Here is a 26,246-nt window from a genome sequence, read left to right on the forward strand (position 1 = left end):
GGACGGCCCGGAGTGGATGCCCCGCGACTACTCAATTCAGGTGTCCGGACTACTCAATAGACGCATTCGCACTACTCAACTCCGACCGATGAGTACTCCTTCTGTGCAGTTCGGTCGCAGTGAGACGAATCGGATCCGTAGCGTCGGGTGCAACGCCGTGTGACTCCGCACCGGAAGCGCGCGGAGCCCGGCCGGGATCGACGACCCGGTCCCCGGGAAGGAGCCATGACTGCCACCGAAACGACGAACAACCCCCTGGGATCGCCCTTCACCGCCGCAGTGCACGTGACCCGGACCGCCGGCCCGGTGGCGGCAGAGACCTGGAAGACCCGGCTCGCTCGCCGGATGTGGGTCACCGATCTGCTGGTCCTCGCCACCGTCGTGTTCGGCACCCAGCTGATCTGGTTCGGTGCCGGCCTGGACACCGTCGTCACGCGCACGCCCCTGGTGACGCCGATTCCGTACTGGGTGTTCTCGCTCGTTCTCATCGCGCTGTGGATGTGGACCCTCGCCCTCGCCGACACGCGCGTGCCCGGGGTGATCGGTTCAGGCAACGCAGAGTACAGCCGGGTCCTCGACGCCAGCCTCAGGCTGTTCGGCGCCCTCGCGATCGTCGCATTCCTCGTCAAGTTCGACATCGGCCGCGGATACCTGCTGCTCTCCCTGCCCGCCGGCATCCTGCTGCTCGAGGCGTCCCGCTGGGCCTGGCGCGTCTGGCTGTCCGGCAAGCGCAAGCACGGCGCGTACTTCGAGCGCGCCATCCTCATCGGAACCGCGTCGTCCGTGCGCGACCTCGCCGATGAACTCGACCGAGTGCCCGGCGCAGGCTACGAGGTCGTCGGCGCCTGCCTGCCGACCGCGATCTCGCCCCGGGCCGGCGTCCCGTACCTGGGTCCGATCGACGACCTGGCGTCGGCCGTGGCCCGGACCTCGGCGGACACCGTGATCGTCGCCGGCACCGAGGGGCTGGGGCCCTCCAAGGTCAAAGAGATCTCGTGGGCGCTCGAGAACGGCCCGCAGCAGCTCGTGCTCGCGCCCGGCATCCTCGATGTCGCCGGTCCTCGCATCCACCCGCGCCCGGTGTCGGGTCTGCCCCTGATCCACGTCGAGGCTCCGAACCTCAGCAAGGGCCAGTGCGCGGCCAAGCGCGCCTTCGACATCGTCGGCTCCGCCGTCCTCATCGCACTGCTGTCGCCGCTGCTCCTGGTGATCGGCCTCGTCGTTCGCGTCAGCGGGCCGGCCTTCTTCCGGCAGACGCGGGTCGGCAAGAACGGCAGGCGGTTCCGCATGATCAAGTTCCGCTCCATGGTCGTCGACGCCGAAGCGCGGCTCGCCGAGGTGAAGGGCACGAACGACACCAATGAGGTGCTCTTCAAACGACGCGACGATCCGCGCGTCACGCCGCTCGGGCGCTGGATGCGCAGGCACAGCATCGACGAACTGCCACAGCTGTTCAACGTGCTCGGCGGCTCGATGTCGCTCGTGGGTCCGCGCCCGTCGCTGCCTGACGAGCTGGCGAAGTACGACGACCACGTGCATCGGCGCTTCCTCGCCAAGCCCGGCATGACCGGGCTCTGGCAGGTCAGCGGGCGCTCGACGCTGTCTTGGGAGGAGAGCGTTCGCCTCGACCTCTCGTACGTCGAGAACTGGTCCCTTCCCGGCGACATGGTGATCCTCGGACGCACAGTCCGGGAAGTCGTCGCGCCGGGGGAGCGCGCCGCATGAGGATCGTGGTCACCGGCGGCGCCGGATGCCTCGGATCACACCTCGTGCGCGTGCTCCTCTCCCGCGGCGACGAGGTGGTGGTGATCGATGACTTCTCGTCGGGTACGCGTCGCCCAGTGGGGGATGCCGAACTGCACGAACTCGACCTGATGCACGACGGCGAGGCACTCGTGAACGCCTTCCGGGGCGCGGATGCCGTCGTGCACTTCGCCGCCCGCAAGAGCGTGGAAGAATCCGTGACCCGGCCGACGCGGTACTACCGCGAGAACATCGGCACGCTCGCCAACGCGCTGACCGCCGCCCGGGCGACCGACGGGGCCGTCTTCCTCTTCTCCTCGTCCGCCGCGGTGTACGGCGAGACCGCCGGCGGCGCGATCCGTGAGACCGATCCCGCGCGGCCCATCAACCCGTATGGCGCGACCAAACTCGCCGGTGAGGAGCTGACCGCGTCGGCGGCGAGTGCCTTCCGGCTGCGGGCTGCGAGCCTTCGCTATTTCAACGCGGCCGGCACCGGATGGGCGGACCTCGCGGACACCGGCCGGACGAGCCTCCTCCCTTCGGCCATCGAGCGAGTACGGCGGGCCGAATCCCCCGTCATCTTCGGCGACGACTATCCGACCCCCGACGGGACGGGCGTGCGGGACTACGTCCACGCCCTCGACCTCGCCGAGGCGCATGTGGCGGTGCTCGACCACCTGGGCGAGAGCGCGGTGGGGCACCGCGTGTTCAACGTCGGCACCGGGCGCGGTGCGTCCGTCGCCGAGGTGATCGGTCTCGTGGGGGATGCCGCCGGCGTACGCGTCACGCCGACCGTCGCTCCGCGCCGGGGCGGGGACGCTGCCGAGGTGGTCGCGGACGTCTCTCGGATCACGCGCGAAGTCGGGTGGCGGTCGCGGTTCTCCCTGCCCGACATCGTGCGCTCAGCGTGGGAGGCGACTTCATGAGCGACCGACGCGCACCGCACGTGAGCATCGCCACCAACAACGGCGAGATCGGAGGCGGCGAGATCATGATGTTCAGCATCGCCCAGGCGCTGCGCGAAGACGGTGTGGGCGTGACGATCGTCGCGCCCAGCCGGCCGCACGCGGTCGCCGCCGAGGCGGATGCCCGTGGCATCCCGTACGTCGCCCTGCCGGCGCGCAACCGCGCGGAGTGGATGCGTGCCCTGCGGCGCTGGGCCTCCCGGACACGTCCGGAGCTGCTCTGGTGCAACGGACTGGTGCCGTCGGTCGCGACCGCAGGGATGCCGAATCGGCTCGTTCACCTGCACCAGTGGCTGTCGCGTGCGCATCGGGTGCTCGCCGCACTCGCGCGACCGCGCGCGATCTCGCTGATCGTCCCTTCGGAGTCCATGCTCGCGCAAGTCCCGCAGGCGCGCGTCCTTTCCAATTGGACGGCGGACCCGGGATCGGTGGAACGTGCGCGAAAGGATGGCGGACCATTCATCGTCGGATTCATCGGACGCGTTTCCATCAACAAAGGAATCGGCGTTCTGAGTGAGGCCATGCGCGTGCTCGAAAGACATAATCCTGGATCATTTCGACTTGTCCTTGCCGGAGAGCCCCGATTCGTTTCGCGGAGGGTTCAAAGAGAATGTCAGACCGCGCTCAGGCGGATTGCGCCGATGACCGACCGGATCGGATGGGTCGATCGCGACGAATTCTTCTCGCAGATAGATCTCCTGGCTGTCCCCTCCATCTTTCCCGAGGCATTCGGTCTGGTCGCCGCAGAAGCAATGGCTGCGCGGGTTCCCCTCGTCGTGAGCGATTGCGGGGCCCTGCCCGATGTCGTCGGAGCCGATCACCCCCTGGTCGCCCCGGCGGGCGATGCACAGATGCTCGCTGCGAAGATCCTCGGCTACGCCACGGGGATCATCCATCTCGATCTTGATGCACAGCAGGAGCGGTGGCGCATGCTCTTCTCGCGCGAAGCGGGAGCGCGCGAGGTGCAGTCATTGATCTCCGCCGTCTGCGCATAGGGAAGGTTTTCGAACCATGACCGTCCTCGACTTCGTCCGGATGACTCGCCGTGGCTGGCGTGTGCTGCTCATCGCCGTCGCCTCCGGTCTTCTGCTGGCGACCGGCTACGTCATCGTCACGCCGAAGACGTACACGGCGACGTCGAACGGCTTCATCTCCGCCGACAGCGCCACGGTGATCGCCGGGTCGGACAAGGCGCTCCAGCTCGCCGGGTCGTACCTGCCGCTGATCACGAGCGGTCAGGTGCGCGAGAAGATCGCGGCGATCGAGGGCGTCGCGCCCGACGATCTGTCCGGCGCGCTCAGCGCCGGACTCGTGCGGGGCAGCACGATGATCCAGGTGACCGCTTCGTCGGACGACCCGGCATCCGCGGCGAGACTCGCGAACGGCGCGCTCACGGCCCTCGCCGACGTCATCTCGAACATCGAGAAGTCGGCCGGTGCCGGCTCCGCGGCGCTCAAGGTCGTGCCCCTCGACAATGCGACGGTTCCGACGTCGCCGAGCAGCCCGAACTGGAAGCTCATCGTCCCCGTCGGGGCGCTCGGCGGCCTTGTCGTCGGCTATCTCTTCCTGCTTCTGCGCGGTGCTCTCGACGTGCGAGTGCGGGCGGCCACCGACATGAACGAGCTGCTGGGCACCGGCGTCCTCGGCCGAGTACCGCGGCTCGACGCCCGGCGCACGGGCCATAAGGCCGACATCGAGGCTCTCGCCGAAGAGTCCTATCGTCAGATCCGCACCGGCCTCCGGTTCGCGAGTGTCGACGCTCAGATGCGCACCATCGCCGTCACGAGCGCCAACCAGAGCGAAGGCAAGTCGACCACGGCGGTGCGCCTGGCTCAGGTGCTCGCCGAGTCCGGGGAGCGCGTCCTTCTGATCGACGCCGACCTGCGGCGCCCGACCATGGCCCGGAAGTTCGGCATCGACGGCACCGTCGGCCTCAGCGAGGTACTCAGCGGGCAGCTGCCGTTGCGAGACGCGGTCGTCGCGACCCAGCACGAGAACCTCCTCGTGCTGCCGTCCGGCGGCATCCCGCCGAACCCGTCGGAGATGCTCGGCTCGCAGGCGCTCGGCCAGCTGCTCGCGGAGGTGCGCCGCGAGTGCCTGGTCATCGTCGACACGCCACCCGTGCTCCCGGTGACCGACGCGCTGCTGGTCGGTGCCCTCGTCGACGGCGTCGTGTTCGTCGCTGCGGTCGGCCAGACGCGCAAGGCCGAGGTCGTCGCCGCACGGACGTTCCTCGAACCCGCCAAAGCGCATCTCCTCGGCGTGGTCATGAACAAGGTCCCCCTCGGCGACTCCGACAGCGGCTACCAGTACTACCGGTACAGCTACTACTCGCGGGAGGCCGAGAAGGGCCGCCGTGCGAAGCGCATCAGGCGCGACGCGGCCCCCGGGCCCCGACGCGGCGCGCAGCCGGAGGCCGCCGTGGGTTCCGGGCGCCGGGGCCGGCGCGGGCAGACGACGGCGGCGGCGGAGGCGTGATGAACCGCCCGATCTCCGTCGTCATCCCGCACTACGGCGACACGGCCCCGGCGCTCGCCCTCATCGACATGCTGTGGGCGCAGACCGACGCGCCCGCGATCGAACTCGTCCTGGTCGACGACGCCTCGCCCGAGGCGTTCCCCGACACGCCCGGCGTGCGGGTGGTGCGCCGGACGCGCAACGGCGGCTTCGGTGCAGCCGTGAACACCGGCCTGCGGGCCGCGGAGCACGACCGGGTGCTCGTGCTCAACAGCGACCTCGAGGTGGCGCCGGGTTTCGTCGGCGGGCTCGTCCGGGCTGCCGAGCCGTGGATGCCCGCCGTCTGCGGATGCGCGCTGGTCGGGCCCGACGGCGACAGCCAGTGGGCCGGGCGCATCTTTCCCCGGACGAGCCAGTACGTCATCGAGTGGCTGACTCCGCTCGCACGGTTCCGACCGCGACTGCACCGCGCGGTCGGTCACGACACGAGCGCCGTTCCGGGGGTCGTGACGCCCGTCGACTGGGTGGTCGGCGCGGTGCTGCTGCTGCCGCGCAGCCTCGTGCTCGATGCGGGCGGCTTCGACGAGGGGTTCCACATGAACTGCGAGGAGGTCGACCTGCAGCGTCGGCTGCGCGCGCTCGGCGTCGTGTCGGTGTTCCTTGGCACCGTGACCGCGACGCACGTGGGCGGCGGGTCGTCGGACGACCTGACGCGTCGCACCTGGGTGATGCGCTCCCGCCACCGGTACGCCCGCAAGTGGGGAGAGGCCCCGCGGGTCCTGCGCGCCGCTCTCACGGCGGCCAGCGCCGTGAATCTGGTGTCGAACGCGGTGCGGCGCGCGGCCGGACGCGACGTCGCCCCCGTCGCGGTGTTCCGCCGGGAGCTCTCCCTTCTTCGCTGCGCGGGGGCCGCCCGATGAAGGTCCTCCTCGTCAGCCCGGTCTTCCACGGCTATTGGCATGCCATCGCGGCCGCCCTCGCTGCGCACGGGCACGTCGTCACGACGCACCGCTACGACGGCGGCGACGCCGGCCGGCGGCTTCGCAATGCCGTCGCGCATCGGGTGCCCGTGGCCCGTCCCCGAGCCGCGCGCCTCACCACGCAGTCGGCGATCGCGGCGCTGGAGGCCGTGCGCCCCGATGCGGTGCTCGTCGTCAAGGGCGATGTGCTCGGTTCTGCATGGTGGGATGCCCTGACGAGGTCGCGCGCGCGGACGGCGCTCTGGCTCTACGACGAGCTCGAGCGGATGAACCATGCGCCCGCCGTTCTGAGGGCGGTCGAGACGGTCTACAGCTACAGTCCGCGTGATGTCGAGGCATTGCGCCGGGCCGGCGTCCCGGCACGGTTCCTGCCCGACGGGTACGACTCGCTCACCGACTTCCGTGTGCGTCCGAGCGGTGCGATCACCTTTGTCGGTGCACGCTACGCGGCCCGCGAGCAGAGTCTCGCGATGCTCGCGGCGCGGGGCATCCCCGTGGCAGCCTACGGGCGCGAGTGGTCCCGCTATCCGTGGGACGTCATCCGAACGGGCCGACTGCGATCCGCGGGCGTGCCGAGTCATCGCGACCTGTCCCGCGCCGAATACTACGGCGTCATGGCGGGCAGCCTGGCAACGCTGAACGTGCATGGCGACGGGCACGACGGTCTCTCGATGCGTACCTTCGAGGCCTCGGGCGTGGGCGCGCTGCAGCTCATCGACCGCACGGACGCCGCCGAGTTCTACGAGCCGGGTCGCGAACTGCTCGTGTTCCACAGCGATGCCGAACTCGTCGACCACATCCAGCGCGCCCGTCGAGACCCCGTCTGGGCGACCGGCATCCGAACCGCAGGACGCAGACGAACGATGGCCCGGCACACCCTCGTGCACCGGATGGGGGAGGTGCAGGAGGCATGGCTCTGAGGCACCCGGAGGACCTCGCCGCCTGGCAGCGGTGGCAGGCCGGCCGCAATCGGCTGCGCAGCGTACGTCACGCGCTGCGCCGTCCGGCGCCGCCCGCGCTGTGGCTCCACTTGCGCGGCTACGCGCCGGTCGTCCTGTTCGCCCTCGATGCGTCCACCCCGACCGCGGTGGCCTCGCTCGCGGCCCCGCTCGCGCACACGGGCGACGCGCACGTCGCCGTCCTGGCACCGCAGGACATGTCGGCGCGGCTGCCCGGGACGTGGGCCGTCGCGCGCCTCGACCCCCACTCCGCGCCGCCGGTCTGGCTGGGTACCCCGCACACGGTCGTCGCGACCGGACACTTCCTTCCCGCCGGGGCAGCCGCGTACCGCTGGGCCGGGGCGCTGGGCGCGCGCTTCCTCGTCGTGCAGCACGGGTTGCTGACACCGCAGATGGCTCCGCTTCCGCGCGGGGCCCATCTCCTCGCATTCTCCGAGCAGGATGCCGACTTCTGGCGGTCCGGCCGCGCTGACGTCACGAGCGAAGTCGTCGGCAGCGAGCTGCTGTGGAGTGCCGCGCAGCGACCCGCGGCGGACCTGGTCGATGGCGCGCCCGTCTTCCTCGGCCAGCTGCATGGTGCGGAGTTGCCGCGCAGCATCTCCGGCGGCACTGCGTTCACGTTCTGTCGCGGTCATCACGCCGTGTACCGCCCGCATCCGGCGGAGACCGACAAGCGATCGCGGTGGGCGCACGCGTGCTGGCGTGCCCGCGGCATCCGCTTCGCCGAGCCGGGGAGCCTCCTGGACGAACCGCGCCCGGTGGTGTCGATCTTCTCGACCGGAGTGCTGGAGGCCGCGGCCGCCGGGATCCCCGCATGGGTCACGTGCGTGCGCCCGCCCGCCTGGCTGCAGGAGTTCTGGGAGCGCTACGGGCTGCGCCTGTGGGGCGGCGAGCCGACGCCGGCCCCGGCCCTTCCCCGGATCGAACCCGCGCGGGCGATCGCCGAGCGCGTCCTCTCCGAAGGGGGGCCGAAGTGAGGGTCCTCTGCGTGATCCCGGTCCGGGGAGGGTCGCGAGGAGTCCCGGGCAAGAACTCCCGCATCGTCGCCGGCAAGCCTCTCGTGGTCTGGACCATCGAGCAGGCCCTGGGCGTTCCCGGACTCGACGTCCTGGTCTCGACCGACGATCCGGTTCTGGCCCGGATCGCGCAGGATGCCGGAGCAGACGTGCCGTTCCGTCGGCCTGCGGAACTGGCGCAGGACACCACCCCCACCGAGCCGGTGGTGCAGCACGCGATCGACTTCCGCACCGCCGAGGGGCGACGCCCCGATGCGGTGATGCTCCTGCAGGCGACCTCTCCCGTGCGGCTCCCGGGGACGCTCGACCGCGCGCTGGAGCAGTTCTCCGTGACCGGCGTGGACTCGCTGATCGGCGTCGTGCCGCACACCCCGTTCTTCTGGGCACTCGACGATCCGGCGGTCCCGACCTACGACGTCGCCGCGCGCCCGCGGCGCCAGGACCTCGGTCCCGCGGACTACCGCTACTTCGAGAACGGCTCGCTGTATATCACCCGCACGGAGGTGTACGAGCGCCTCGGCAACCGCATCGGCGGACGAACCGGCTTGTTCGTGCTCGACGAGCGCGAGGCGGTCGACATCGACAGCGTCGTCGACCTGCGCGTCGCCGAGCAGATCCTCGCCGAACTGGTCGCCCACCGGAATGGAGAAGGCCCGAAATGATCATCGAACGCGACCTCGCCCCGTTCCTCGTCTTCGCCGAGGACTCGATCATCTCCGCCCTCGCGAAGATCAGTGCGAACCGGCAGCGGATCGTCTTCTGCGTCGACGCGCACGGCATCCTGCAGGGTTCGCTCAGCGACGGCGACTTCCGCCGCTGGATCATCGAGAACCCGGCGGCGCCCACGGATGCCACGGCAGGAGAGGTCGCGAACAACCGCGTCCGCACGCTCCCGGCATCCACCGCACCGGCGGCGATCGCGGAGGCGTTCACGGTGAACGGCATCAGCCACGTGCCGCTCGTGGACGAGCGCGGCCACGTGGTGGCCGTCGCGATCGACCGTGCCGACATCCTGCGGATCGGACGGCACGAGATCGGCGAGGGGAACCCCGCGTTCGTCATCGCCGAAGTCGGCAACAACCACAACGGCTCGGTCGATCTCGCCAAGCATCTGGTCGATCTCGCCGTCGATGCGGAGGCGGATGCCGTGAAGTTCCAACTGCGCGACATGGACGCCCTCTACCGTCAGCGCGGCGCGGTGACCGGCGGTGAAGACCTCGGTGCGCAGTACACGCTCGATCTGCTGCGCCGCTTCTCGCTGCCGGCCGAGAAGCTGTTCGAGGTCTTCGACCACGCCCGCGCCGCCGGCATCAACGTGATGTGCACCCCGTGGGACTCCCCGAGCGTCGACGCGCTCGCCGACTACGGCATCCCAGGCCTGAAGATCGCGTCGGCGGATCTCACCAATCACGAGCTCATCGCCGACGCGGCGAGCCACGGCCTGCCACTGGTGCTCAGCACAGGAATGTCGCGCGAGAGCGAGATCAAAGAGACGGTCGCACTGCTGCGCGAACGGGGCGCGTCCTACGGGCTGCTGCACTGCCAGTCGACGTACCCGGCTCCGTACAAGGACCTCAACCTCGCATACCTCGACAGGCTTGCCGAGATCGGCCGGTCCGTCGTCGGATACTCGGGCCACGAGCGCGGCTGGCACGTGCCGGTCGCCGCGGTGGCCCGCGGTGCGCGCATCATCGAGAAGCACTTCACGATCGACCGCGAGATGGAGGGCAACGACCACACCGTCTCGCTGCTGCCGGGCGAATTCGCCACGATGGTGGCGCAGATCCGCGACACCGAGGCGGCCCTCGGCACCCGCGCCGCGAGGGCGGTGTCGACCGGCGAGATGATGAACCGGGTCACTCTGGCGAAGTCGCTCGTGGCAGCCCGTCCGGTCTCCGCGGGGACGGCCCTGACCGCCGCGGACATCGCGGTCAAGAGCCCCGGTCGCGGGCTGCAGCCGAATGCCCTGCCGCAGCTGCTCGGGCGCACGATGCGGCGGAGCCTCGCTGCCGGCGACTTCTTCTTCGACGGCGATCTGCATGACCAGACTCCGGTCGGGCGTCCGTTCGCCTTCGGCCGCCCGTGGGGCCTCCCGGTCCGGTACCACGACCACGCGGAGCTCGCCGAGCAGTCCAACCCGGACTTCCTCGAATTCCACTTCTCGTACGCGGACCTCGAACTCGACATGGACGACTTCTTCCGGGAGCCGCTTTCCATGGGATTCACCACTCACCTTCCGGATCTGTTCGCCGGCGACTTCCTGGTGGATCTCTCGTCCGCGGACCCTGAGGTCTGGGAGCGCTCGATCGCCGAGGTGCAGCGCACCATCGACACCACCCGTCGTCTGCGGCGCTGGTTCACCGCGCAGCAGGACCCGGTGATGGTCGTCACGATGGGCGGGTTCACCAAGGATCGCCACCTGCCCTCCGCCGCGCGCAGCGCCAAGTACGCCCGCATCGCCGATGCTCTCGAGCGCCTGGACGCCGACGGGGTGCGGATCGCCGCGCAGACCCTGCCGCCGTTCCCGTGGCTCATGGGCGGGCAGCAGTTCCACAACCTGTTTCTCGATCCGGGCGACACTGCCGAGTTCGCGCGCGAGACGGGCACGGCCCTGTGCTTCGATGCGTCGCACACCAAGCTCGCCAGCAACTTCCTCGGCATCCCCTTCTCTGCCGCGACCGAACTGCTGCTGCCGCACACCATCCACCTGCACCTCGTGGACGCGACCGGCGTCGACGGCGAAGGCGTGCAAGTGGGCGACGGGGACATCGACTGGCCGGACTTCGCGGCGGCCATGGAGCGTCGTGCTCCCGGTGTCCCGTTCATCCCGGAGATCTGGCAGGGGCACGTCAACGGAGGCGAAGGCTTCTGGACCGCGCTCGAGCGTCTGGAGGCGTGGCTGTGACGCAGAGCAGCGGTGTCGCGGCGTCGGTGATCGTCCCGACATATCGCGGCGAGGAGCGCCTGCCGGAACTCCTCGAACGCCTCACCGTCCAGGACTATGACGGCCCGTGGGAGGTCGTGGTGGCCCTCGACGGCGAGCTCGACGGGTCGCGTGCGGTGGTGGCCGCGTACGAAGACCGGCTCGCGCTCCGCGTGATCGCCTCGCCCGAGAGCCGTGGCGTCGTCGCAACTCTCAACGACGCGTACGCGGCAGCCGCCGGCGACGTGCTCATCCGCTGTGACGACGACCTCAGCCCGCGAGCGGACATGGTGCGACGCCACGTCGGCTGGCATGCGGGCGACGCCGTCGCGCTCGGCGTGATCGGGGCGACACGAGACGTCTTCGCAGACACGCCCTATGCGCGTGCGTACGGCGTGCCGGCGAATCGTCGCGCCCTGGCGGCGATCGCCGGGCGCGCCCCGGACAAACGGTGGATGCACTGGGCCGCGCACAACTCGATCACCCGCGAGACGTGGAACCGCGTCGGCGGATTCGACCCGCGATTCGAGTACGGCGAAGACAGCGAGTTCGGCTTCCGCCTGCATGAGGCGGGAGTGCGGATCGTCATCGATCCGGCGCTCGAGATCGAGCATCGGGGCCCGGCGCCGAGCGCCGAGGTGCGGATGCCGCGGGCGTTCGTCTCCGGAGCCAGCCGGCGGGGGTTCGAAGCCGCCCATCCCGGGACGCGGCACGAGACGGCGATCGCGACCACTGTGCCGGCACGGCTGTGGGAGACCGCCGTCACCCTCGCCGCGGTCGCCCTGCGCAGCCCGGGCGCGTGGCGGCGCGTCGGGCGCATCGTCGATCGCCTGCCTGCCCGGATGCCGGTGGCGCTGCGCGGGCGGGTCATCGCCCTGGGCGTCGAGGCCGCCGGCCGTGCCGGGTATCGCGATCCGCACCGGTCACGAGACCACGCCTGGCAGTCGACCCGGTCCCTCACCGCCGGGACCGGCACGGATGCCACCGACGGCCCCGTGGGCGGGCTCGCCCTCTGGGCGATCCCCGTCGGCGGTCTCGGCGGCGTGGCCCGGCACGTGCTGGATGCCACGCGCGTCGGTGTCCCGGGGTGGCGGGTCGTCGTGCTGTGTCCCGAGGGTGAGCTCGCGGAGCGGCTGCGCGGGCAGGGCGCCGCCGTCGTCGCCGCGCCGTTCGGTCCGGATGCCGGTTTCCGCGCGTCGCGGGCAGCGCTGGCCCGCGTGGCCGGCGCTCTCGGTGCAGACATCGTCCACTCCCATCTCGCCTACGCGGACATCGTCAGCGCGGGGACGCGCCTTCCGACGCGCACCCGGCGAGTCACGACCGAACACGGCATCGCGGGCGAGGACTCGGTCTACCACGACTCGCGTGTGCAGGCGCATGCGATGGCGCTCGTGCACCGGGTGCGGTTGCGGCGCTTCGACCGGGTGATCGCCGTCTCGCGTGCCACGCGCGACGCGATGATCGCCAAGTGGCACGTCGTGCAGCCCATCGCGGTCGTGCCCAACGGCGTGGATCCGCCGGAGCGACCCGCCACACGCACCGGGCCAGCCGACGCGCTGCGCATTCTCTCGCTGTCGCGACTGGCACCGGAGAAGCGCATCGACCTGCTCATCGAGGCCTTCGCGATCGTGCACGGGATTCGACCGGATGCCACCTTGACGATCGCCGGCGACGGGCCGCTGCGCCACCAACTGCTCGCGCTCGCCACGCATCTCGGCGTGGCCGCCTCGATCCGCTTCCCCGGCTTCCTCGATCCTCGCGAAGCGATGGACCGCGCCGACGTGCTCGTCCAGCTCTCCGTGTGGGAGAACTGCTCGTACACCCTGCTGGATGCCCGAGCACACGGGATGCGCATCGTGGCGTCGGACGTCGGCGGCAATCGCGAGATCGTCGGGAGCAGCTCGCTCGTGCGCACGGCCGACGCGGCATCCGTCGCCGGGAAGATCCTCACCGGCGTCCCGGATCCGGCCGATCCCGTCTCCGGGACCGCCCGGATGGCCGCCGGCATCGCGCGGGCCTACGAGTTCGACGGGCAGACGAGGACTCCGCGATGACCGGGCTCGGTGAGACCCCGATGCTGCGGGGGTTCACGACGCTGCTCCGGCTGGCGGACGTCCCGCCGGCCCGATGGGTCGCCACGACCATCGGACTCTCGCTGGTGCTCGCCCTCATCGACATGGTCGGGCTCGCGGCGATGGTTCCCCTCACCCGGCTGCTGTCCGACCCGAACACGTCGTCGCCGGCCGTCGGCCTCGTCGCGGACCTGTTCCGGACCCGCGAACCCGGCGTCCTCATCCCGCTGTTCGCTCTGTGCGTGGCCGTGCTGTTCGTCGTGAGCAGCGTGCTGATGATCGCGTTCCGCTGGTGGCAGCTCGGGCGAACCAACAGGATCGCGGCGCGTGCGGCCACCGAGCTCCTCCGGCGTTACGCGGGGGAGTCGTATGCCGCGCACCGGGCGCGGAACACGGCCGACATCTACCGCAACGTCACCGAGATGACCGCCTTCTCCGGGAACGCGCTGCTGAACGCGATCACGGTCGTGTCGGACGCCCTCACGCTCGCCGGCATCGCGGTCGTGCTGTTCGTGACGTCACCCCTGGTCACCGTCTTCACGATCGCACTGTTCGCGGCGGCGATGGTCGTCTTCCAGTGGGTGTTCCGTGCGCGTCAGCTTCGTGTCGGGGATGATCTCGCCGCGGCGAGCCTCGACGCGTGGTCGCACATCACCCCGGTTCTCGAGGGATTCCGCGAAGCGCGCCTGTCCGCGACCGCCGACCGGTTCGTCGACGGATACGGGGGTGCCCGGGATCGATCCGCGGAGGCGAACCGTGCCTTCTCGATCCTCGCCGAGATGCCGAAGTACCTCCTGCAGGTCGTTTTCGTGCTGGCGATCGCGGGTATGGCGGCGATCCTCTTCGCGACGGGCTCGGCCGACTCGGCGCTGACTGTCCTCGCCGTCTTCGCGGCCGCCGCACTGCGCGGGCTTCCGATCATGACGCGGGTGTCGGCCAACGTGTCATCCGTCCGGTCGGGGACGGTGAGCCTGGGCATCCTCACGAACGCCGTCGCGTCCCTCGGGTCACCGCCCCGCCGCGAGCCGGCATCGGCGCGTCGCCCGCTCGACTACCGGGGAGACATCGAGTTGCGCGGCGTGGGGTTCCGCTATCCGGACTCGCCGGAGCCGGTGCTGAAAGGCCTCTGCCTCACCATCGAGGAGCACCGGACGACCGCCATCGTCGGTTCGAGCGGCGCCGGGAAGTCGACGGCGCTGGATCTGGTCCTGGGGCTGCTGCGACCGACGTCCGGCGACATCCTGTGCGGCGGGATCTCGATCTTCGAGGATCCCGCGGGATGGTACGAACGTCTCGGAGTCGTCCCGCAGGATGTCTTCCTCCTCAACGACACCCTGCGGGCGAACATCGTGTTCGGCGTCCCGGAGGGTCCCGACGTCGACGCGCGCCTTCGGGAGGTGCTGCGCATGGCGCAGCTCGAGGGACTGGTCGACCTGCTTCCAGAGGGTCTCGCCACGATCGTCGGGGAGCGGGGCACACGCCTTTCCGGCGGCCAGCGCCAGCGGGTCGGGCTTGCGCGGGCGATGTTCCGCCGCCCGCGGGTGCTCGTGCTCGACGAGGCGACCTCCGCGCTCGACAACGAGACCGAGCACGAGATCACCCGGACCCTGCGGGAGCTGCACGGACGGATGACGGTGATCATCGTCGCGCACCGTCTCTCGACGGTGCGGCATGCCGACAGCCTCGTCTTCCTCGCCGACGGCAGGGTCGACGCGCAGGGGACCTTCGAACAGGTGCGCGCATCGACGCCGTCGTTCGCCCGGCTCGTCGAACTCGGAGAGCTGCCGTGAGACCGGCGGACGGCATTCTGGTCCCCGCCGGACACTCGGCGCGGATCACCGACTTTCTGGTGGGGATGCTCATCGTCGTTCGGATCCCACTGGTCGCCTCCCTGCCGACCGCGCAGCTCGCGATTCTCGCCTTGGTCGTCCTCGCTGCCTGCCGGCGCCCCGTCCGTCCGCTCGCACAGGCCGGCTGGTATCCGTGGCTGGCCGGTGCTCTTCTGGCCTACGCCGCGATCGGGACGCTCGCCTCCGGCATCGATCCGCTCCGTCGGACGGTCAACATCGGCACCCTGATGCTCATGGCCGGGTTCCTCGCCAGCGGCCGGATCGATGCGGGGTCGTTGATCAAGGGGCTGTCGGCCGGCCTCGTGGCGAACGCCGCGCTCTTCTCGCTCCGCCTCGCCCCCGATGCGTACGCCGGGCGGCTGAGCGGTTATCTGCAGGACCCGAACGCGGCGGGTCTGGTGATCGCCGCCGGATCGATTCTGGCCACGCTCACCGCGCAGGCCCGCTGGGCGCGATCCGGCATCCTGCTGGTCGGCGCAGCCGGTCTGCTCGCGACCGGGTCGCGGACATCGACCGCGGCCTACCTCTGCGCGGTGGCCTGGCTCCTCGGGGCCCGGCACCTCGGGCGAGCCTTCCAGATCGTCCTCGGCGTCGTGGCGGCGGGCGTCTTCATCTGGGCCAGCAACAGCCTCGCCGACGACGTCGGCTCCCTCGCCGGGCGCACGGGCTCGGACGCGCTCCGATCACGGATCGACGCCGCCTCGACCGAGAAGTTCCTCGACGCCCCGTGGCACGGGTTCGGTCTGGCGCAGGGAACCGTTCAGCTCGACGGCTCGACGTGGTTCTTCAACAGCTCGTATCAGGACCTCGTGGTCGAAGGCGGGTTCATCCTTGCTGTGGGCTTTCTCCTGTGCTTCGTGCTCGCCGGGTTCGGCATGGCGGCGCGACCGAGCGTCATCGGGATCCGGGCGTGGGACAGCCGCGCCGTGGCGGCAGCGACCCTCGTGGTGTTCTTCTGCGCCTCGCGGCTCGGTGAGGCGTTCTTCAGCCCGACGGGGTTCCTGGTGCTCGGAGTCGGGCTGGCCCATCTGGCGGTCGTCTCGCAACGCCCCCCGGCGACCTCGCAGAGCGCCGCGGACCTCCTCCCGGGGGTCGCGCAGCGGGATGTGGCGGCGGGTGCTTGACGGAGATGGACACGAGCCCGGCCGACCCGCCGGCAACGCTGCCCATCTGGGCGAACGTGCACCTGACGCACGCCGCCCTGCAGGCGGTCGCCGACGAGGCCGGGGCGGACGTCCTGCACATCAAGGGCCCGACCGACGCCGCCTTGCGCACCACGATCCACACCTCGATGGATGCCGATGTGCTGGTGCGTCCGGCGCACCTCGAGGCCTTCACCGCCGCGCTCATCGGGCGCGGCTGGTCGCTCAGCAGCGGATTCGACGACGGCTCGCCCTTCGCCCACGCCGCCAACTACGAGCATCCGGCCTGGACCTGGGTCGACGTCCACCGCGCCGTCCCCGGGTTCCGGATGCCCGCTGGCGAGGTGTTCGAGCGCCTCTGGCAGGAGCGCACTTCGCTCGAGATCGGGCACTGGCCGTGCGCCGTCCCCTCACCTCGCGCGCAGGTCCTGATCCAGACGATGCACGTCGCCCGCTCGCATGGCTCCAGCCGACCGGAGACGTGGACGAACTGCCCGGTGGATCTGCGCCGGGAGGTTCGTGCGCTCGCCGCCGAGCTCCGAGCAGAGACGGCGTTCGCGGCGGGGATCGGCGAGCTCGAACTGCACGCCGACCGCGAGGACTACGCCCTGTGGAAGTACTGGTCCGGTGACGACGACGACCGTCTCGGCGAGTGGATCGCGCGCATGCGCACGGCGGATTCCGCGGGCGCACGCCTGCGGACGGTCGTGCGGCTCCTGCAGGTCAACCGAACCCATCTGCGACTGCGCCTCGGCCACGAGCCGCAGGCCGCCGAGGTCGCGCGAGAGCAGCTGTCACGCGTCGGCAGGGCGTTCGCGGCCCTCGGTCGCACGCTCGCCCGGCGTTACCGCAACCGAGGCGAACGCGAACCGTGAGGCGCTTTTGCAAACCGGGGGCGGCCCTGCGACCACTCAATGATGCTCCGTCAGGTACTCAATCTTGGCGAAGTCCGGTTCGGTGGCCTGAGCGCCGGGGGAACCTGGACGGGGCTCCGAAGCCCGCCACGACGCACACCGCGGACACACCGCACCGAACGAGGAGTTCAGCCATGAGATCTGATCGAGAAGCGGACGACGTCACGACCCCGCCGCGTGGTCTCTCTCGCCGCACGCTGGTCAAGGGGGCCGCGTGGTCGGTCCCCGTCGTCGCGGTCGCCGTTGCGGCGCCGGTCGCGGCTGCGAGCGTTCCCTGCGCGGGTGCGGGGTCGAAGACCTTCCGTGCACCGTCCTCCTCGTCTCCGCGAAGCGTCCCGTTCACCGTCCCCGCGGGGGTGACGGAGCTGAGCTTCGTCGTGACCGGCGGCGCGGGCGGGTCCGTCAAAGGCGACACCGCCAACCAGGTCGGCGGCCAGGGCGGCAGGGTCACCGGAACGATCAGCGTGACGCCCGGCGAAGTTCTCGACATCTACGTCGGACAGGGTGGGACGGGAACCACCAGCGGTTCGACAGGGCCCGAGCAGCGCGCCGGAGGGCGAGGCTACGGCGACGGCGGCAGCGCGGGAGCGCCCCCGGGAGACCAGAGCCCGAGTTACGTCAAATGGAACTGCGGCGCCGGCGGCGGCGGAGGTTCGGCCATCGTACGCGGGTCTTCACCGCTGGTCGTCGCGGGCGGCGGCGGTGGCGGTTCCGGTGACTTCATCGTCGGGAACAACATCTCGATCGGCGCACGCCCGCGCGGCGGAGACGCGGGAGCCTCGGGCGGCAGCTGGGGCTTCGGCTCGACCAACGGGCAGAAGGCATCCGCGTACGGCGGCTCGAGCGGCGCGACCGGACGCGGCGGAACCGGGGGAACCTACAGCGGTCCGTGGCCGCAGCCGCCGACGTTCAAACCGGGCGGCGCCGGCAGCGGCCGCAACGGCGGCACCTCCTACGGGGGCGGAGTCGCCGTCCTGAGCTCGCCGCCCGATGGCTGGTCCACCTCGGGCGGCGGCGGGGGAGGCGGCTACGGCGGCGGCGGTGGCGGCGAGACGATGTGGGGCTTCACCGACACGCACAGCGGTGCCGCCCTGATCGGCGGCGGTGGCGGCGGCGGGACGAGCTACGTCGCCCCCGGCACCAGTGCGACCATCGGACTCAGCGGCGTGACGGCCGACCCTGCGGGCAGGGCCGACGGCTCCGTCGTGCTTTCCTGGACGTGCCCCTGAGGTCTGAGCTCGGGCGCAGCGGGCGAGTGCCCCCTGGGTGCTCGCCCCGGCGCCGACGCGCGACGCGGCCCCTGATCGCCATCGTCGTCGGCCTGGCCGTGATCGGCGCCGCGTTCACGATCCGCTCTCTCGGCGTCGCGTATGACGGTCTTCCCGCCTGATCTCGACCCTCCCGTCCCCTCGCCGGCCCGGTCACGGCCGGAGGCGCGACGGTCTGCTCTGCGGGGGTGCCGGGTCATGCCCGGATAACCTGGACGGGTGATCATCGGTATCGGCGTCGACCTCGTCGACATGGAGCGCTTCGAGCGCAGTGTCGCCCGCACGCCCCGGCTGCTCGAGCGGCTGTTCACGCCGGCCGAACGGCAGATGCCGCTGCACTCGCTCGCCGCCCGCTTCGCGGCCAAGGAGGCGCTGATCAAGGCCCTCGGCGGCTCCGACGGTCTGCACTGGAACGAGATCGACGTGACCCGCAACGACGCAGGCGCACCGCGGTTCGAACTCAGCGGGTCGACCGCCGAGGTGGTGGCGGCCCGCGGCATCCGCACCGTGCATCTGTCGATGTCGCACGACGCCGGGGCCGCGATCGCCCAGGTCATCGCCGAGGGGAGCGACGCATGAGCCGCCTGTCCGGGATGCCGCGCGAGGCGGTCGTCGACACGTCCGCGATCGCCGACAACGTCCGGCATCTGCGGCGGCTCGTCGGCGTCGAGGTCATGGCCGTGGTGAAGGCCGACGGCTACGGCCACGGCGCCGTGCGGTCGGCGCTGGCCGCCCTGGACGGCGGGGCGTCCCGGCTCGGCGTCGCCGAGATCCCGGAGGCCCTGCAGCTGCGCCGCGCCGGCATCGACGCGCCGATCCTGGCCTGGCTGCACGCTCCCGACGCCGACTTCGGCGAGGCCGTGGCATCCGGCGTCGAACTCGGCATCTCGTCGTTCGACCAGCTGCAGCGTGCGGCGGCCGCGGCCATCGCCGACCGTCCCGCCGCCGTGCACCTCAAGGTCGAGACCGGGCTCGGACGCAACGGCATCCCGCCCGAAGATCTGCGTCTGGTGGTGGCCGAGGCGGCCCGGCTCGAACGGATCGGGCGCCTGCGCATCGTGGGGCTGTGGAGCCACCTGTCCAACTCGTCGGCCGACGACGACCGCGAGGCGTTGCGGCGCTTCCTGGATGCCACGGCGCTGGCGGCATCCCTCGGCGTCGCCCCGCCACTGCGGCACATCGCCGCCACCCATGCCGCGATCGATCTGCCGGAGGCGCGGCTGGATGCCGTGCGCATCGGCATCGGGCTGTACGGCCTGTCGCCCTTCGCCGACCGCGACAGCGCCGACCTGGGCCTGCGGCCCGCGATGACGCTACGCGCCGCCGTCGCGGCCGTGCGCCGGGTTCCGGCGGGGCAGGGAGTCTCGTACGGGTACACCTATCGCACCGACCGCGAGTCGACGCTGGCACTGGTGCCGGTCGGGTACGCCGACGGGGTGCCCCGGCAGGCGTCCGGGGCCGGCCCGGTGCTGATCGGCGGCAGGCGGTTCACCGTGGCCGGACGCATCGCGATGGACCAGTTCGTCGTGGACGTCGGCGACCACCCGGTGCAGGTGGGCGACGAGGTCGTGCTGTTCGGCGACCCGACTCTCGGGGTGCCGTCGGCGACCGAGTGGGCGGATGCCGCCGACACCATCAACTACGAGATCGTGACCCGCATCGGCCCGCGCGTTCCGCGCCGGACGGAGTCGTCGTGAGCGGCCTCGACGAGCTCGTCGGCCGGCACGACATCGTCTCCCCGGCCGACATGGAGCAGCTCGGCCGGCGCATGGGCGGGATGCTGCGCGCCGGCGACGTCGTGGTGCTCACCGGGCCGCTCGGAGCCGGCAAGACCACACTCACCCGGGGGATCGGCGCGGGCCTCGGCGTGCGCGGCCCCGTGCAGAGCCCGACGTTCGTCCTCGCCCGCACGCATCCGTCGCTCGTCGGCGGGGTGCCCCTCGTGCACATGGACGCCTACCGGCTCGGATCCGCAGCCGAACTGGACGACCTCGACGTGGACGTCGAGGGGTCCGTGGTCGTGGTGGAGTGGGGCCGCGGGCTCGCCGACGACCTCGCCGAGGTGTGGTGGGACGTCGAGATCGAGCGCCCCACCGGCGGTTTCGGTGCCGACACCGCCTGCGGCCCGCCGGACGAGGAGCTGGATGCCGACGCCCCGCGTGTGGTGACGGTGACTCGCGGGGAGCGGTGACGCCCGGGTTACGCTGAGTCAGCGCCCTGAGCCTGTCGAAGGGCGAGCCGGGCCTGGGCTTCGACGAGCTCAGCCCGCGAAACCCTCGGACTCGAAGGAGCGTCTCCATGCCTCTGACTCCCGCCGCCGTCGCCGCGATCGACGCCGCGATCGATGCCCAGAACGACGCGAACGTCGAACTGTTCGTCGATCTGCACCGGCATCCGGAACTGGGCTTCATGGAGGAGCGCACCGCGGCCATCGCCGCTGTACGCCTCCGCGAGCTCGGCTACACCGTGACCACGGGCATCGGCGGCACCGGGCTCGCGGCCGTGCTCGAGAACGGCGCGGGGCCGACGGTGATGTACCGGGCCGACATGGATGCGAACGCCGTCGCGGAGGCATCCGGACGACCCTACGCGAGCACCGTGCGCGTCACGCGCCTCGACGGCACCGAGAGCCCGGTCGCGCACCAGTGCGGGCACGACGCGCACGTGACGTGGATGCTCGCGATGGCGCAGTTCCTCGCCGAGAACCGGTCGCTGTGGGCCGGCACGGCGGTGCTGGTCGGACAGCCCGCGGAGGAGGTCATCGCCGGGGCGAAGGCGATGGTCGACGGCGGCCTGTACGACGTGATTCCGGTGCCCGACCAGTTCATCGGGTTCCACACCGTCCCGCTCCCGGTGGGGACGGTCATGGCGTGCGGGGGTGTGCTGATGGCCGGCACCGACCAGCTCGACGTGCGCCTCCTCGGCCACGGCGGCCACGGCTCGACCCCGCACCTCACCCAGGATCCGGTGGTCATGGCGGGGCAGGCGATCGTCCAGTACCAGTCGGTGGTCGGGCGGATGATCGATCCGGCGGCGACGGCGGTGCTCACCGTCGGGGCGGTGCAGGCCGGCGCCGACAACAACGTGATCCCCGACGAGGCGCTCCTCAAGCTCAACCTGCGCTGGTTCGATCCGGCCGTGCGGGAGCGGATGCTGCGCGGCATCCACGACATCACCGACGGCATCGCGCGCACCTACGGCGTGACCGAGGACCGGATGCCGGAGTACACGATGAAGGGCGGCTCGACGCCGCTGGTCAACGATCCGGACCTCGCGACCCGCCTCGCCGATGCGCTCGCGGACGTGCTCGGCGAGGATTCGATCGTGCGCAGCGTCCCCCCGTTCACCGGATCCGAGGACGTGCACCTGCTCAAGGGGCCGCACGACGACATCGAATTCACGTACATGATGATCGGGGTCGCCGACCCGGAGGTGTTCGCCACGGCGGTCGCCGCGGGCAAGCAGTTCCCGTACGGCCCGCACAGTCCCGAGTTCTACGTCGACCTCGCCGCGATCCCGGCCGGGGCCAAGGTCGCCTGCTACGCGATGCTGGAGCTGCTCGGCGTCTGATTCGGGAGAGGCCCGACTACCCTGGAACCCATGATCCTCGGCATCGACACCTCCCTCGGCACGTCGGTGGGGCTCGTCGAGCCGGACGGACTCGTCGTCACCGAGGCATCCAGCCCCGATCCGCGCGGGCATGCCGAGGTCATCGGCACACTGATCGCCGACGTGGTCGCGGCCGGGACCGTCACGCACGTCGCGGCCGGCATGGGCCCCGGACCCTTCACCGGCCTGCGCGTCGGGATCGCCGCGGCCCGGGCCTTCGCGCTCGGCGGCGACGGCGGACGCGGCATCCCGGTGATCCCCGTCGTCAGCCACGATGCGACCGCGTTCGCGCGGCTCGTCACGGATGCCGCCGCCGGCATCCCGACCCCGCGCTTCGCGGTGGTGACCGACGCCCGCCGCCGCGAATTCGCGTTCACCGTGTACGACGGGCTGGACGACGACGGGCTCCCCGTCCGCATCACCGAGCCCGCTCTGGCGCACCGCGACGAGGTGGATGCCCGCCTCGCCGAGCACGGCGCCGTGCGGGTGGACACCACGGTCGTGTCGGCGTCGATGCTCGCCGTCGTGGCATCCCGCGCGCTCGCCGCCGGACGCACCGTCGGACCGCACGAGCCGCTGTACCTGCGCGCCCCCGACGTCACCCCGCCCAAGCAGGTGGTGCGGTGATCCGTCCCGCGAGCGCCGACGACCTCGAGGCGATCATGGCGCTCGAGCGCGCCTCCTTCCCGACCGACGCGTGGTCGGCGGGCATGATGCACGACGAGCTGACGAGCCCGCACGGCCGGTACTTCGTGCTCGAAGACGACGGGACCGTCGTCGGCTACGGCGGGGTGCGGGCGCTCGCCGGCGCCGCGGATGCCGACATCCAGACGATCGCGATCGCGGAGGCGTTCCGCGGCCGCGGAGCCGGACGCCTGCTGCTGGGCACCCTGCTCGACGAGGCCGCCCGGCGGGGCGCGCGCGAGGTGTTCCTGGAGGTCCGGGCCGACAACCCGGTCGCGCAGAACCTGTACGTGAAAACCGGGTTCGCGGAGATCGGCCGCCGCCCCCGCTACTACCAGCCCGACGACGTCGACGCGATCGTGATGCGTCTCGACCTGACGCAGAACGGAGCCGCGGATGCCCGCTGAACCCCTCGTGCTCGGCATCGAGACCAGCTGCGACGAGACCGGCATCGGCATCGTGCGCGGACGGATGCTGCTGTCGAACACCATCGCGAGCTCCATGGACGAGCACGCCCGCTACGGCGGGGTCGTGCCCGAGGTCGCCGCGCGCGCCCACCTCGAAGAGCTGCAGCCGTCGATCGAAGCCGCCCTCGCCGAAGCGCAGGTGGGGCTCGCCGACCTCGACGCCGTCGCCGTCACCTCGGGTCCCGGCCTCGCGGGAGCCCTGATGGTCGGAGTCGGGGCCGCGAAGGCGCTCGCGGTGTCGCTCGGAAAGCCCCTGTACGCGGTCAATCACCTCGTCGGGCACATCGCCGCCGACATCCTGGACGCCGAGTCCGGCCCGCTGGAGTACCCGACCGTCGCGCTGCTGGTCAGCGGCGGCCACACGTCGCTGCTGCTGGTGCGGGATCTCACCACCGATGTCGAACTCCTCGGCGAGACGATGGACGACGCCGCGGGGGAGGCCTTCGACAAGGTCGCGCGCCTCCTCGGCCTGCCCTACCCGGGTGGTCCGCAGATCGACCGGGCCGCGGCGTCCGGGGATCCCGCCGCGATCCGGTTCCCGCGCGGGCTGTCGCGGGCATCCGACATGGCCGAGCACCGGTACGACTTCTCGTTCTCGGGCCTGAAGACCGCCGTCGCCCGCTGGATCGAGCAGCGCGAGGCCGCAGGCGAGGAGATGCCGGTGGCGGATGTCGCGGCATCCTTCCGGGAGGCCGTCGTGGACGTGCTCGTCACCAAGGCGCTGGATGCCTGCGCCCGCTACGACGTGCCGCGCCTGCTGCTGGGCGGCGGCGTCATCGCGAACCGGCGGCTGCGGGACGTCGCGACCGAGCGCGCCGCGGCGGCCGGGGTCACGGTGCGCATCCCGGACCTGAAGCTGTGCACCGACAACGGCGCGATGATCGCCGCGCTCGCCGCCGAGCTCATCGCATCCGGCCGCGGACCGTCCACGCTGGCGTTCGGGGCGGATTCCACGCTGCCGGTCACCGAGATCCAGGTGGCCGCGGCGTGACGGAGACGAGCGCGGGCGACGCGGGCACGGGGGAGGATGCCCCGGTGCCGGACGACCAGCCGGAGCCCGTCGTCGAGGAGACCGGCGAGATCGTCCTCCCGCCCGGCGCGGAGCCCGTCGAGGTGCATCCCCCCGTCGCCGAGCGGGCGCGGCTGGCATCCTGGGCGCTCGGGATCGCGATCGTGGGCCTCGGGGTGTCGTTCTTCGTGGGCTGGGGATTCCCGCTCGGGCTCGCCGCGATCGTCGTCGCGATCGTCGCCCTGCGCCGCCCGTGGGAGAGCCGGTTCGTCGCGATCTGGGCGCTCGCGCTCGGCGTGCTCTCAGTGATCTACAGCGCCGGCTGGCTGGTGTTCGCCGCCATCGAGTCCACCGCCGGCTGATCCCCCTTGGGCTTCGACAGGCTCAGCCCGCTTGGCGTCACACGCGGTCGCACAGCAGCGCGATGCGCTTGCCGCCGACCCGCGTGAGGATCAGCGTCGCGGACTCGTCGCCGCGCAGCTTCAGCTTGGTGCGCAGCACGGCGGGGTCGACATCCACCCCGCGCTTCTTGATCTCCAGCGTCCCGATGCTCCGGGCGCGCAGCGCGGCACCGAGCGATCGCACGTCGGCCGGCAGCGTCTCGCGGACCCGGAAGGATGCCGCGAACGGCGAGGTCGCCTCGGCGTCGCCGGTCAGGTACGCGATGCCGGGGGCGAGCACACCGGCATCCAGCGTCCGTGCGACCTCTCCGATCAGCCGGGCGCGGATGACGGCGCCGGCCGGCTCGTGCACGAACGCGCCGAGGGTGCGCACCGGTTCGTCGTCGGCATCCGCGGGGGCGGTGAGCTCCCACGCCTCCTGCCCGCGCGTCACGAGCGCCGCACGGCGCACGCCCTCGCGCGCGAGGCGGCCCGACCACAGGACGCACTCGATCGTGGAGCCGTCCGCGCTGATCCACTGCGCCTCGACGTCGTCGGGGATGAGCGCCCGGTCGAACGCCGGCCCCAGCTTGATGCCCACGGGCATCACCTTCGCGAGCGCGAAGCACCAGTCCAGGCCCGGTGTGTAGTCGGAGGCCTGGACCCGGGCGGTCTCGGTGTGCCCCGCCGTGCGGCGGGCCGGGTCGAGCCACACGGCGTCGACGTCGTCGAGCGGGGCGTCCTCGGCGAGCCCGTTCACCACGGTGACGTCGGCGCCGAACGGCGCCAGGTTGTAGGCCGCGAGGGCGGCGGTGACCGGGTCGGCATCCACCGCGTGCACCCGCAGGCCGATGCCCGCGAAGCCCAGCGCGTCGCCGCCGATGCCGCAGCCGAGATCGGCGACCGAGCCGATGCCGGCATCGCGCATCCGCCCCGCGTGGCGCGCCGCGATCGGCAGCCGCGTCGCCTGCTCGAGCCCGGCGCGGGTGAACAGCATCCGGTCGGCGAAGTCCCCGAACTTCGCCCAGGCCCGCACCCGCAGGCGCGCCTGCCCGACGACCGCCGAGACGAGTTCGGGGGAGTGGCCGGCGGCCCGCAGCTGCGAGACCGCCCGGGCGACGTCGCCCGTCGAGTGCAGGGGCGGCAGGGCATCCAGCAGTCGCAGGGCCTCGGGGGTGAAGAGGGCGTCGAGCTCTGCGGCATCCATCCGTCCAGCCTACGGAGCCGCGCCCGATGACGCTCGGCGACAACCATTGGCACTCGCGTTGCGTGAGTGCCAGCCACCCGCTTAGGATGGGATCAGCACTCGCCTATGCCGAGTGCTAACGAGTCTTCATTCTCACCAACGAAAGAGGTAGACCGTGTCGGTTTCCATCAAGCCGCTCGAGGACCGCATCGTCATCAAGCAGGTCGAGGCCGAGCAGACCACCGCGAGTGGCCTGGTCATCCCCGACACCGCCAAGGAGAAGCCCCAGGAGGGCGAGGTCGTCGCCGTGGGCCCCGGCCGCATCGACGACAACGGCAACCGCGTTCCGCTCGACGTCGCCGTCGGCGACCGCGTCCTGTACAGCAAGTACGGCGGGACCGAGGTCAAGTTCGGTGCCGACGAGTACCTCGTGCTGTCGGCTCGCGACGTCCTGGCGGTCGTCGTCCGCTGACGCGTCGTCACGCTCGCGAACGGGCCGGATGCCTCCCTGTGAGGCATCCGGCCCGTTCTTCGTGCGGGCGTAGGCTGGATCGGTGACCTCCGCGCCCGGCCCCGACCCCCGTTCCACGGCCGTGCCGGACTGCACCGAGGTGCTCGGCAC

The 26,246-nt window shown here is 71.5% G+C and carries 24 protein-coding genes; 23 read left to right on the forward strand and 1 reads right to left on the reverse strand.

Annotated features, from left to right (window positions below):
• Nucleotides 1-225: 225 nt before the first annotated feature.
• The 22 genes from LK09_RS00400 (at nt 226) to LK09_RS20435 (ending at nt 24,420) form a co-directional block, all read left to right on the forward strand.
• Nucleotides 226-1,725, forward strand: a complete 1,500-nt coding sequence (locus LK09_RS00400) for a sugar transferase (RefSeq protein ID WP_082007955.1) — start codon at nt 226-228, stop codon at nt 1,723-1,725.
• Nucleotides 1,722-2,669 carry a UDP-glucose 4-epimerase GalE gene (galE, locus tag LK09_RS00405; RefSeq protein WP_039394140.1) on the forward strand — a complete coding sequence of 316 codons (948 nt, stop codon included), beginning with the start codon at nt 1,722-1,724 and terminating at the stop codon, nt 2,667-2,669. Before LK09_RS00400 ends, galE begins: the two co-directional genes overlap by 4 nt.
• A gap of 20 nt (nt 2,670-2,689) precedes the next feature.
• Nucleotides 2,690-3,703 (forward strand): glycosyltransferase family 4 protein, encoded by a 1,014-nt coding sequence (locus LK09_RS00410; protein ID WP_197060934.1) that lies wholly within the window; start codon nt 2,690-2,692, stop codon nt 3,701-3,703.
• Nucleotides 3,704-3,719: 16 nt separating this feature from the next.
• The gene (locus tag LK09_RS20425) at nt 3,720-5,186 is read left to right on the forward strand and encodes a polysaccharide biosynthesis tyrosine autokinase (protein ID WP_052226234.1); all 1,467 of its coding nucleotides are present in this window, start codon (nt 3,720-3,722) and stop codon (nt 5,184-5,186) included.
• Entirely contained in the window at nt 5,186-6,085 is a 900-nt protein-coding gene (locus LK09_RS00420) for a glycosyltransferase family 2 protein (protein WP_039394149.1), read from the forward strand. The genes LK09_RS20425 and LK09_RS00420 overlap by 1 nt, the downstream gene beginning before the upstream one ends.
• Nucleotides 6,082-7,065: a CgeB family protein gene (locus LK09_RS00425; RefSeq protein WP_039394152.1), complete on the forward strand. Its 984-nt coding sequence runs from the start codon at nt 6,082-6,084 to the stop codon at nt 7,063-7,065. Before LK09_RS00420 ends, LK09_RS00425 begins: the two co-directional genes overlap by 4 nt.
• Nucleotides 7,056-8,081, forward strand: a complete 1,026-nt coding sequence (locus LK09_RS00430) for a hypothetical protein (RefSeq protein ID WP_039394155.1) — start codon at nt 7,056-7,058, stop codon at nt 8,079-8,081. Before LK09_RS00425 ends, LK09_RS00430 begins: the two co-directional genes overlap by 10 nt.
• 11 nt (nt 8,082-8,092) lie before the next feature.
• Nucleotides 8,093-8,782: an acylneuraminate cytidylyltransferase family protein gene (locus LK09_RS00435; RefSeq protein ID WP_407939133.1), complete on the forward strand. Its 690-nt coding sequence runs from the start codon at nt 8,093-8,095 to the stop codon at nt 8,780-8,782.
• The gene (locus LK09_RS00440; RefSeq protein WP_039394161.1) at nt 8,779-11,025 is read left to right on the forward strand and encodes an N-acetylneuraminate synthase family protein; all 2,247 of its coding nucleotides are present in this window, start codon (nt 8,779-8,781) and stop codon (nt 11,023-11,025) included. The genes LK09_RS00435 and LK09_RS00440 overlap by 4 nt, the downstream gene beginning before the upstream one ends.
• On the forward strand, nt 11,022-13,097 hold the full coding sequence (locus LK09_RS20430) for a glycosyltransferase (protein WP_052226235.1): 2,076 nt from the start codon (nt 11,022-11,024) through the stop codon (nt 13,095-13,097). The genes LK09_RS00440 and LK09_RS20430 overlap by 4 nt, the downstream gene beginning before the upstream one ends.
• The gene (locus LK09_RS00450) at nt 13,094-14,905 is read left to right on the forward strand and encodes an ABC transporter ATP-binding protein (protein ID WP_039394164.1); all 1,812 of its coding nucleotides are present in this window, start codon (nt 13,094-13,096) and stop codon (nt 14,903-14,905) included. Before LK09_RS20430 ends, LK09_RS00450 begins: the two co-directional genes overlap by 4 nt.
• Nucleotides 14,902-16,089: an O-antigen ligase family protein gene (locus LK09_RS00455; RefSeq protein WP_039394170.1), complete on the forward strand. Its 1,188-nt coding sequence runs from the start codon at nt 14,902-14,904 to the stop codon at nt 16,087-16,089. The genes LK09_RS00450 and LK09_RS00455 overlap by 4 nt, the downstream gene beginning before the upstream one ends.
• Nucleotides 16,090-16,094: 5 nt before the next feature.
• On the forward strand, nt 16,095-16,982 hold the full coding sequence (locus LK09_RS00460) for a nucleotidyltransferase family protein (RefSeq protein ID WP_052226236.1): 888 nt from the start codon (nt 16,095-16,097) through the stop codon (nt 16,980-16,982).
• Between the two features lie 173 nt (nt 16,983-17,155).
• A complete protein-coding gene (locus LK09_RS00465; protein ID WP_039394175.1) occupies nt 17,156-18,250 on the forward strand; it encodes a hypothetical protein in 1,095 nt (364 codons plus the stop codon).
• A gap of 258 nt (nt 18,251-18,508) precedes the next feature.
• Entirely contained in the window at nt 18,509-18,868 is a 360-nt protein-coding gene (locus LK09_RS00470; protein ID WP_039394178.1) for a holo-ACP synthase, read from the forward strand.
• Nucleotides 18,865-19,986 (forward strand): alanine racemase, encoded by a 1,122-nt coding sequence (alr, locus tag LK09_RS00475; protein ID WP_039394182.1) that lies wholly within the window; start codon nt 18,865-18,867, stop codon nt 19,984-19,986. Before LK09_RS00470 ends, alr begins: the two co-directional genes overlap by 4 nt.
• On the forward strand, nt 19,983-20,480 hold the full coding sequence (tsaE, locus tag LK09_RS00480) for a tRNA (adenosine(37)-N6)-threonylcarbamoyltransferase complex ATPase subunit type 1 TsaE (protein WP_039394185.1): 498 nt from the start codon (nt 19,983-19,985) through the stop codon (nt 20,478-20,480). The genes alr and tsaE overlap by 4 nt, the downstream gene beginning before the upstream one ends.
• Nucleotides 20,481-20,587: 107 nt before the next feature.
• Nucleotides 20,588-21,859: an amidohydrolase gene (locus LK09_RS00485; protein WP_039394188.1), complete on the forward strand. Its 1,272-nt coding sequence runs from the start codon at nt 20,588-20,590 to the stop codon at nt 21,857-21,859.
• Between the two features lie 30 nt (nt 21,860-21,889).
• Nucleotides 21,890-22,525: a tRNA (adenosine(37)-N6)-threonylcarbamoyltransferase complex dimerization subunit type 1 TsaB gene (gene tsaB, locus LK09_RS00490; RefSeq protein ID WP_039394191.1), complete on the forward strand. Its 636-nt coding sequence runs from the start codon at nt 21,890-21,892 to the stop codon at nt 22,523-22,525.
• Nucleotides 22,522-22,989 (forward strand): ribosomal protein S18-alanine N-acetyltransferase, encoded by a 468-nt coding sequence (gene rimI / locus LK09_RS00495; RefSeq protein WP_039394194.1) that lies wholly within the window; start codon nt 22,522-22,524, stop codon nt 22,987-22,989. The genes tsaB and rimI overlap by 4 nt, the downstream gene beginning before the upstream one ends.
• Entirely contained in the window at nt 22,979-24,040 is a 1,062-nt protein-coding gene (tsaD, locus tag LK09_RS00500; protein ID WP_039394197.1) for a tRNA (adenosine(37)-N6)-threonylcarbamoyltransferase complex transferase subunit TsaD, read from the forward strand. Before rimI ends, tsaD begins: the two co-directional genes overlap by 11 nt.
• Complete coding sequence (locus tag LK09_RS20435) at nt 24,037-24,420, forward strand: hypothetical protein (protein WP_052226237.1); 384 nt, start codon at nt 24,037-24,039, stop codon at nt 24,418-24,420. Before tsaD ends, LK09_RS20435 begins: the two co-directional genes overlap by 4 nt.
• Nucleotides 24,421-24,457: 37 nt before the next feature.
• Here LK09_RS20435 and LK09_RS00510 read toward each other — a convergent pair whose 3' ends face one another.
• Nucleotides 24,458-25,645: a class I SAM-dependent methyltransferase gene (locus LK09_RS00510; RefSeq protein WP_039394201.1), complete on the reverse strand. Its 1,188-nt coding sequence runs from the start codon at nt 25,643-25,645 to the stop codon at nt 24,458-24,460.
• A 154-nt stretch (nt 25,646-25,799) separates the two neighbouring features.
• On the opposite strand from LK09_RS00510, the gene groES reads away from it, so the two are divergent.
• Nucleotides 25,800-26,096: a co-chaperone GroES gene (groES, locus tag LK09_RS00515; protein ID WP_039394204.1), complete on the forward strand. Its 297-nt coding sequence runs from the start codon at nt 25,800-25,802 to the stop codon at nt 26,094-26,096.
• Nucleotides 26,097-26,246 lie beyond the last annotated feature (150 nt).

Origin of the sequence: Microbacterium mangrovi, from assembly GCF_000802305.1 — a bacterium.
GTDB lineage: Bacteria > Actinomycetota > Actinomycetes > Actinomycetales > Microbacteriaceae > Microbacterium > Microbacterium mangrovi.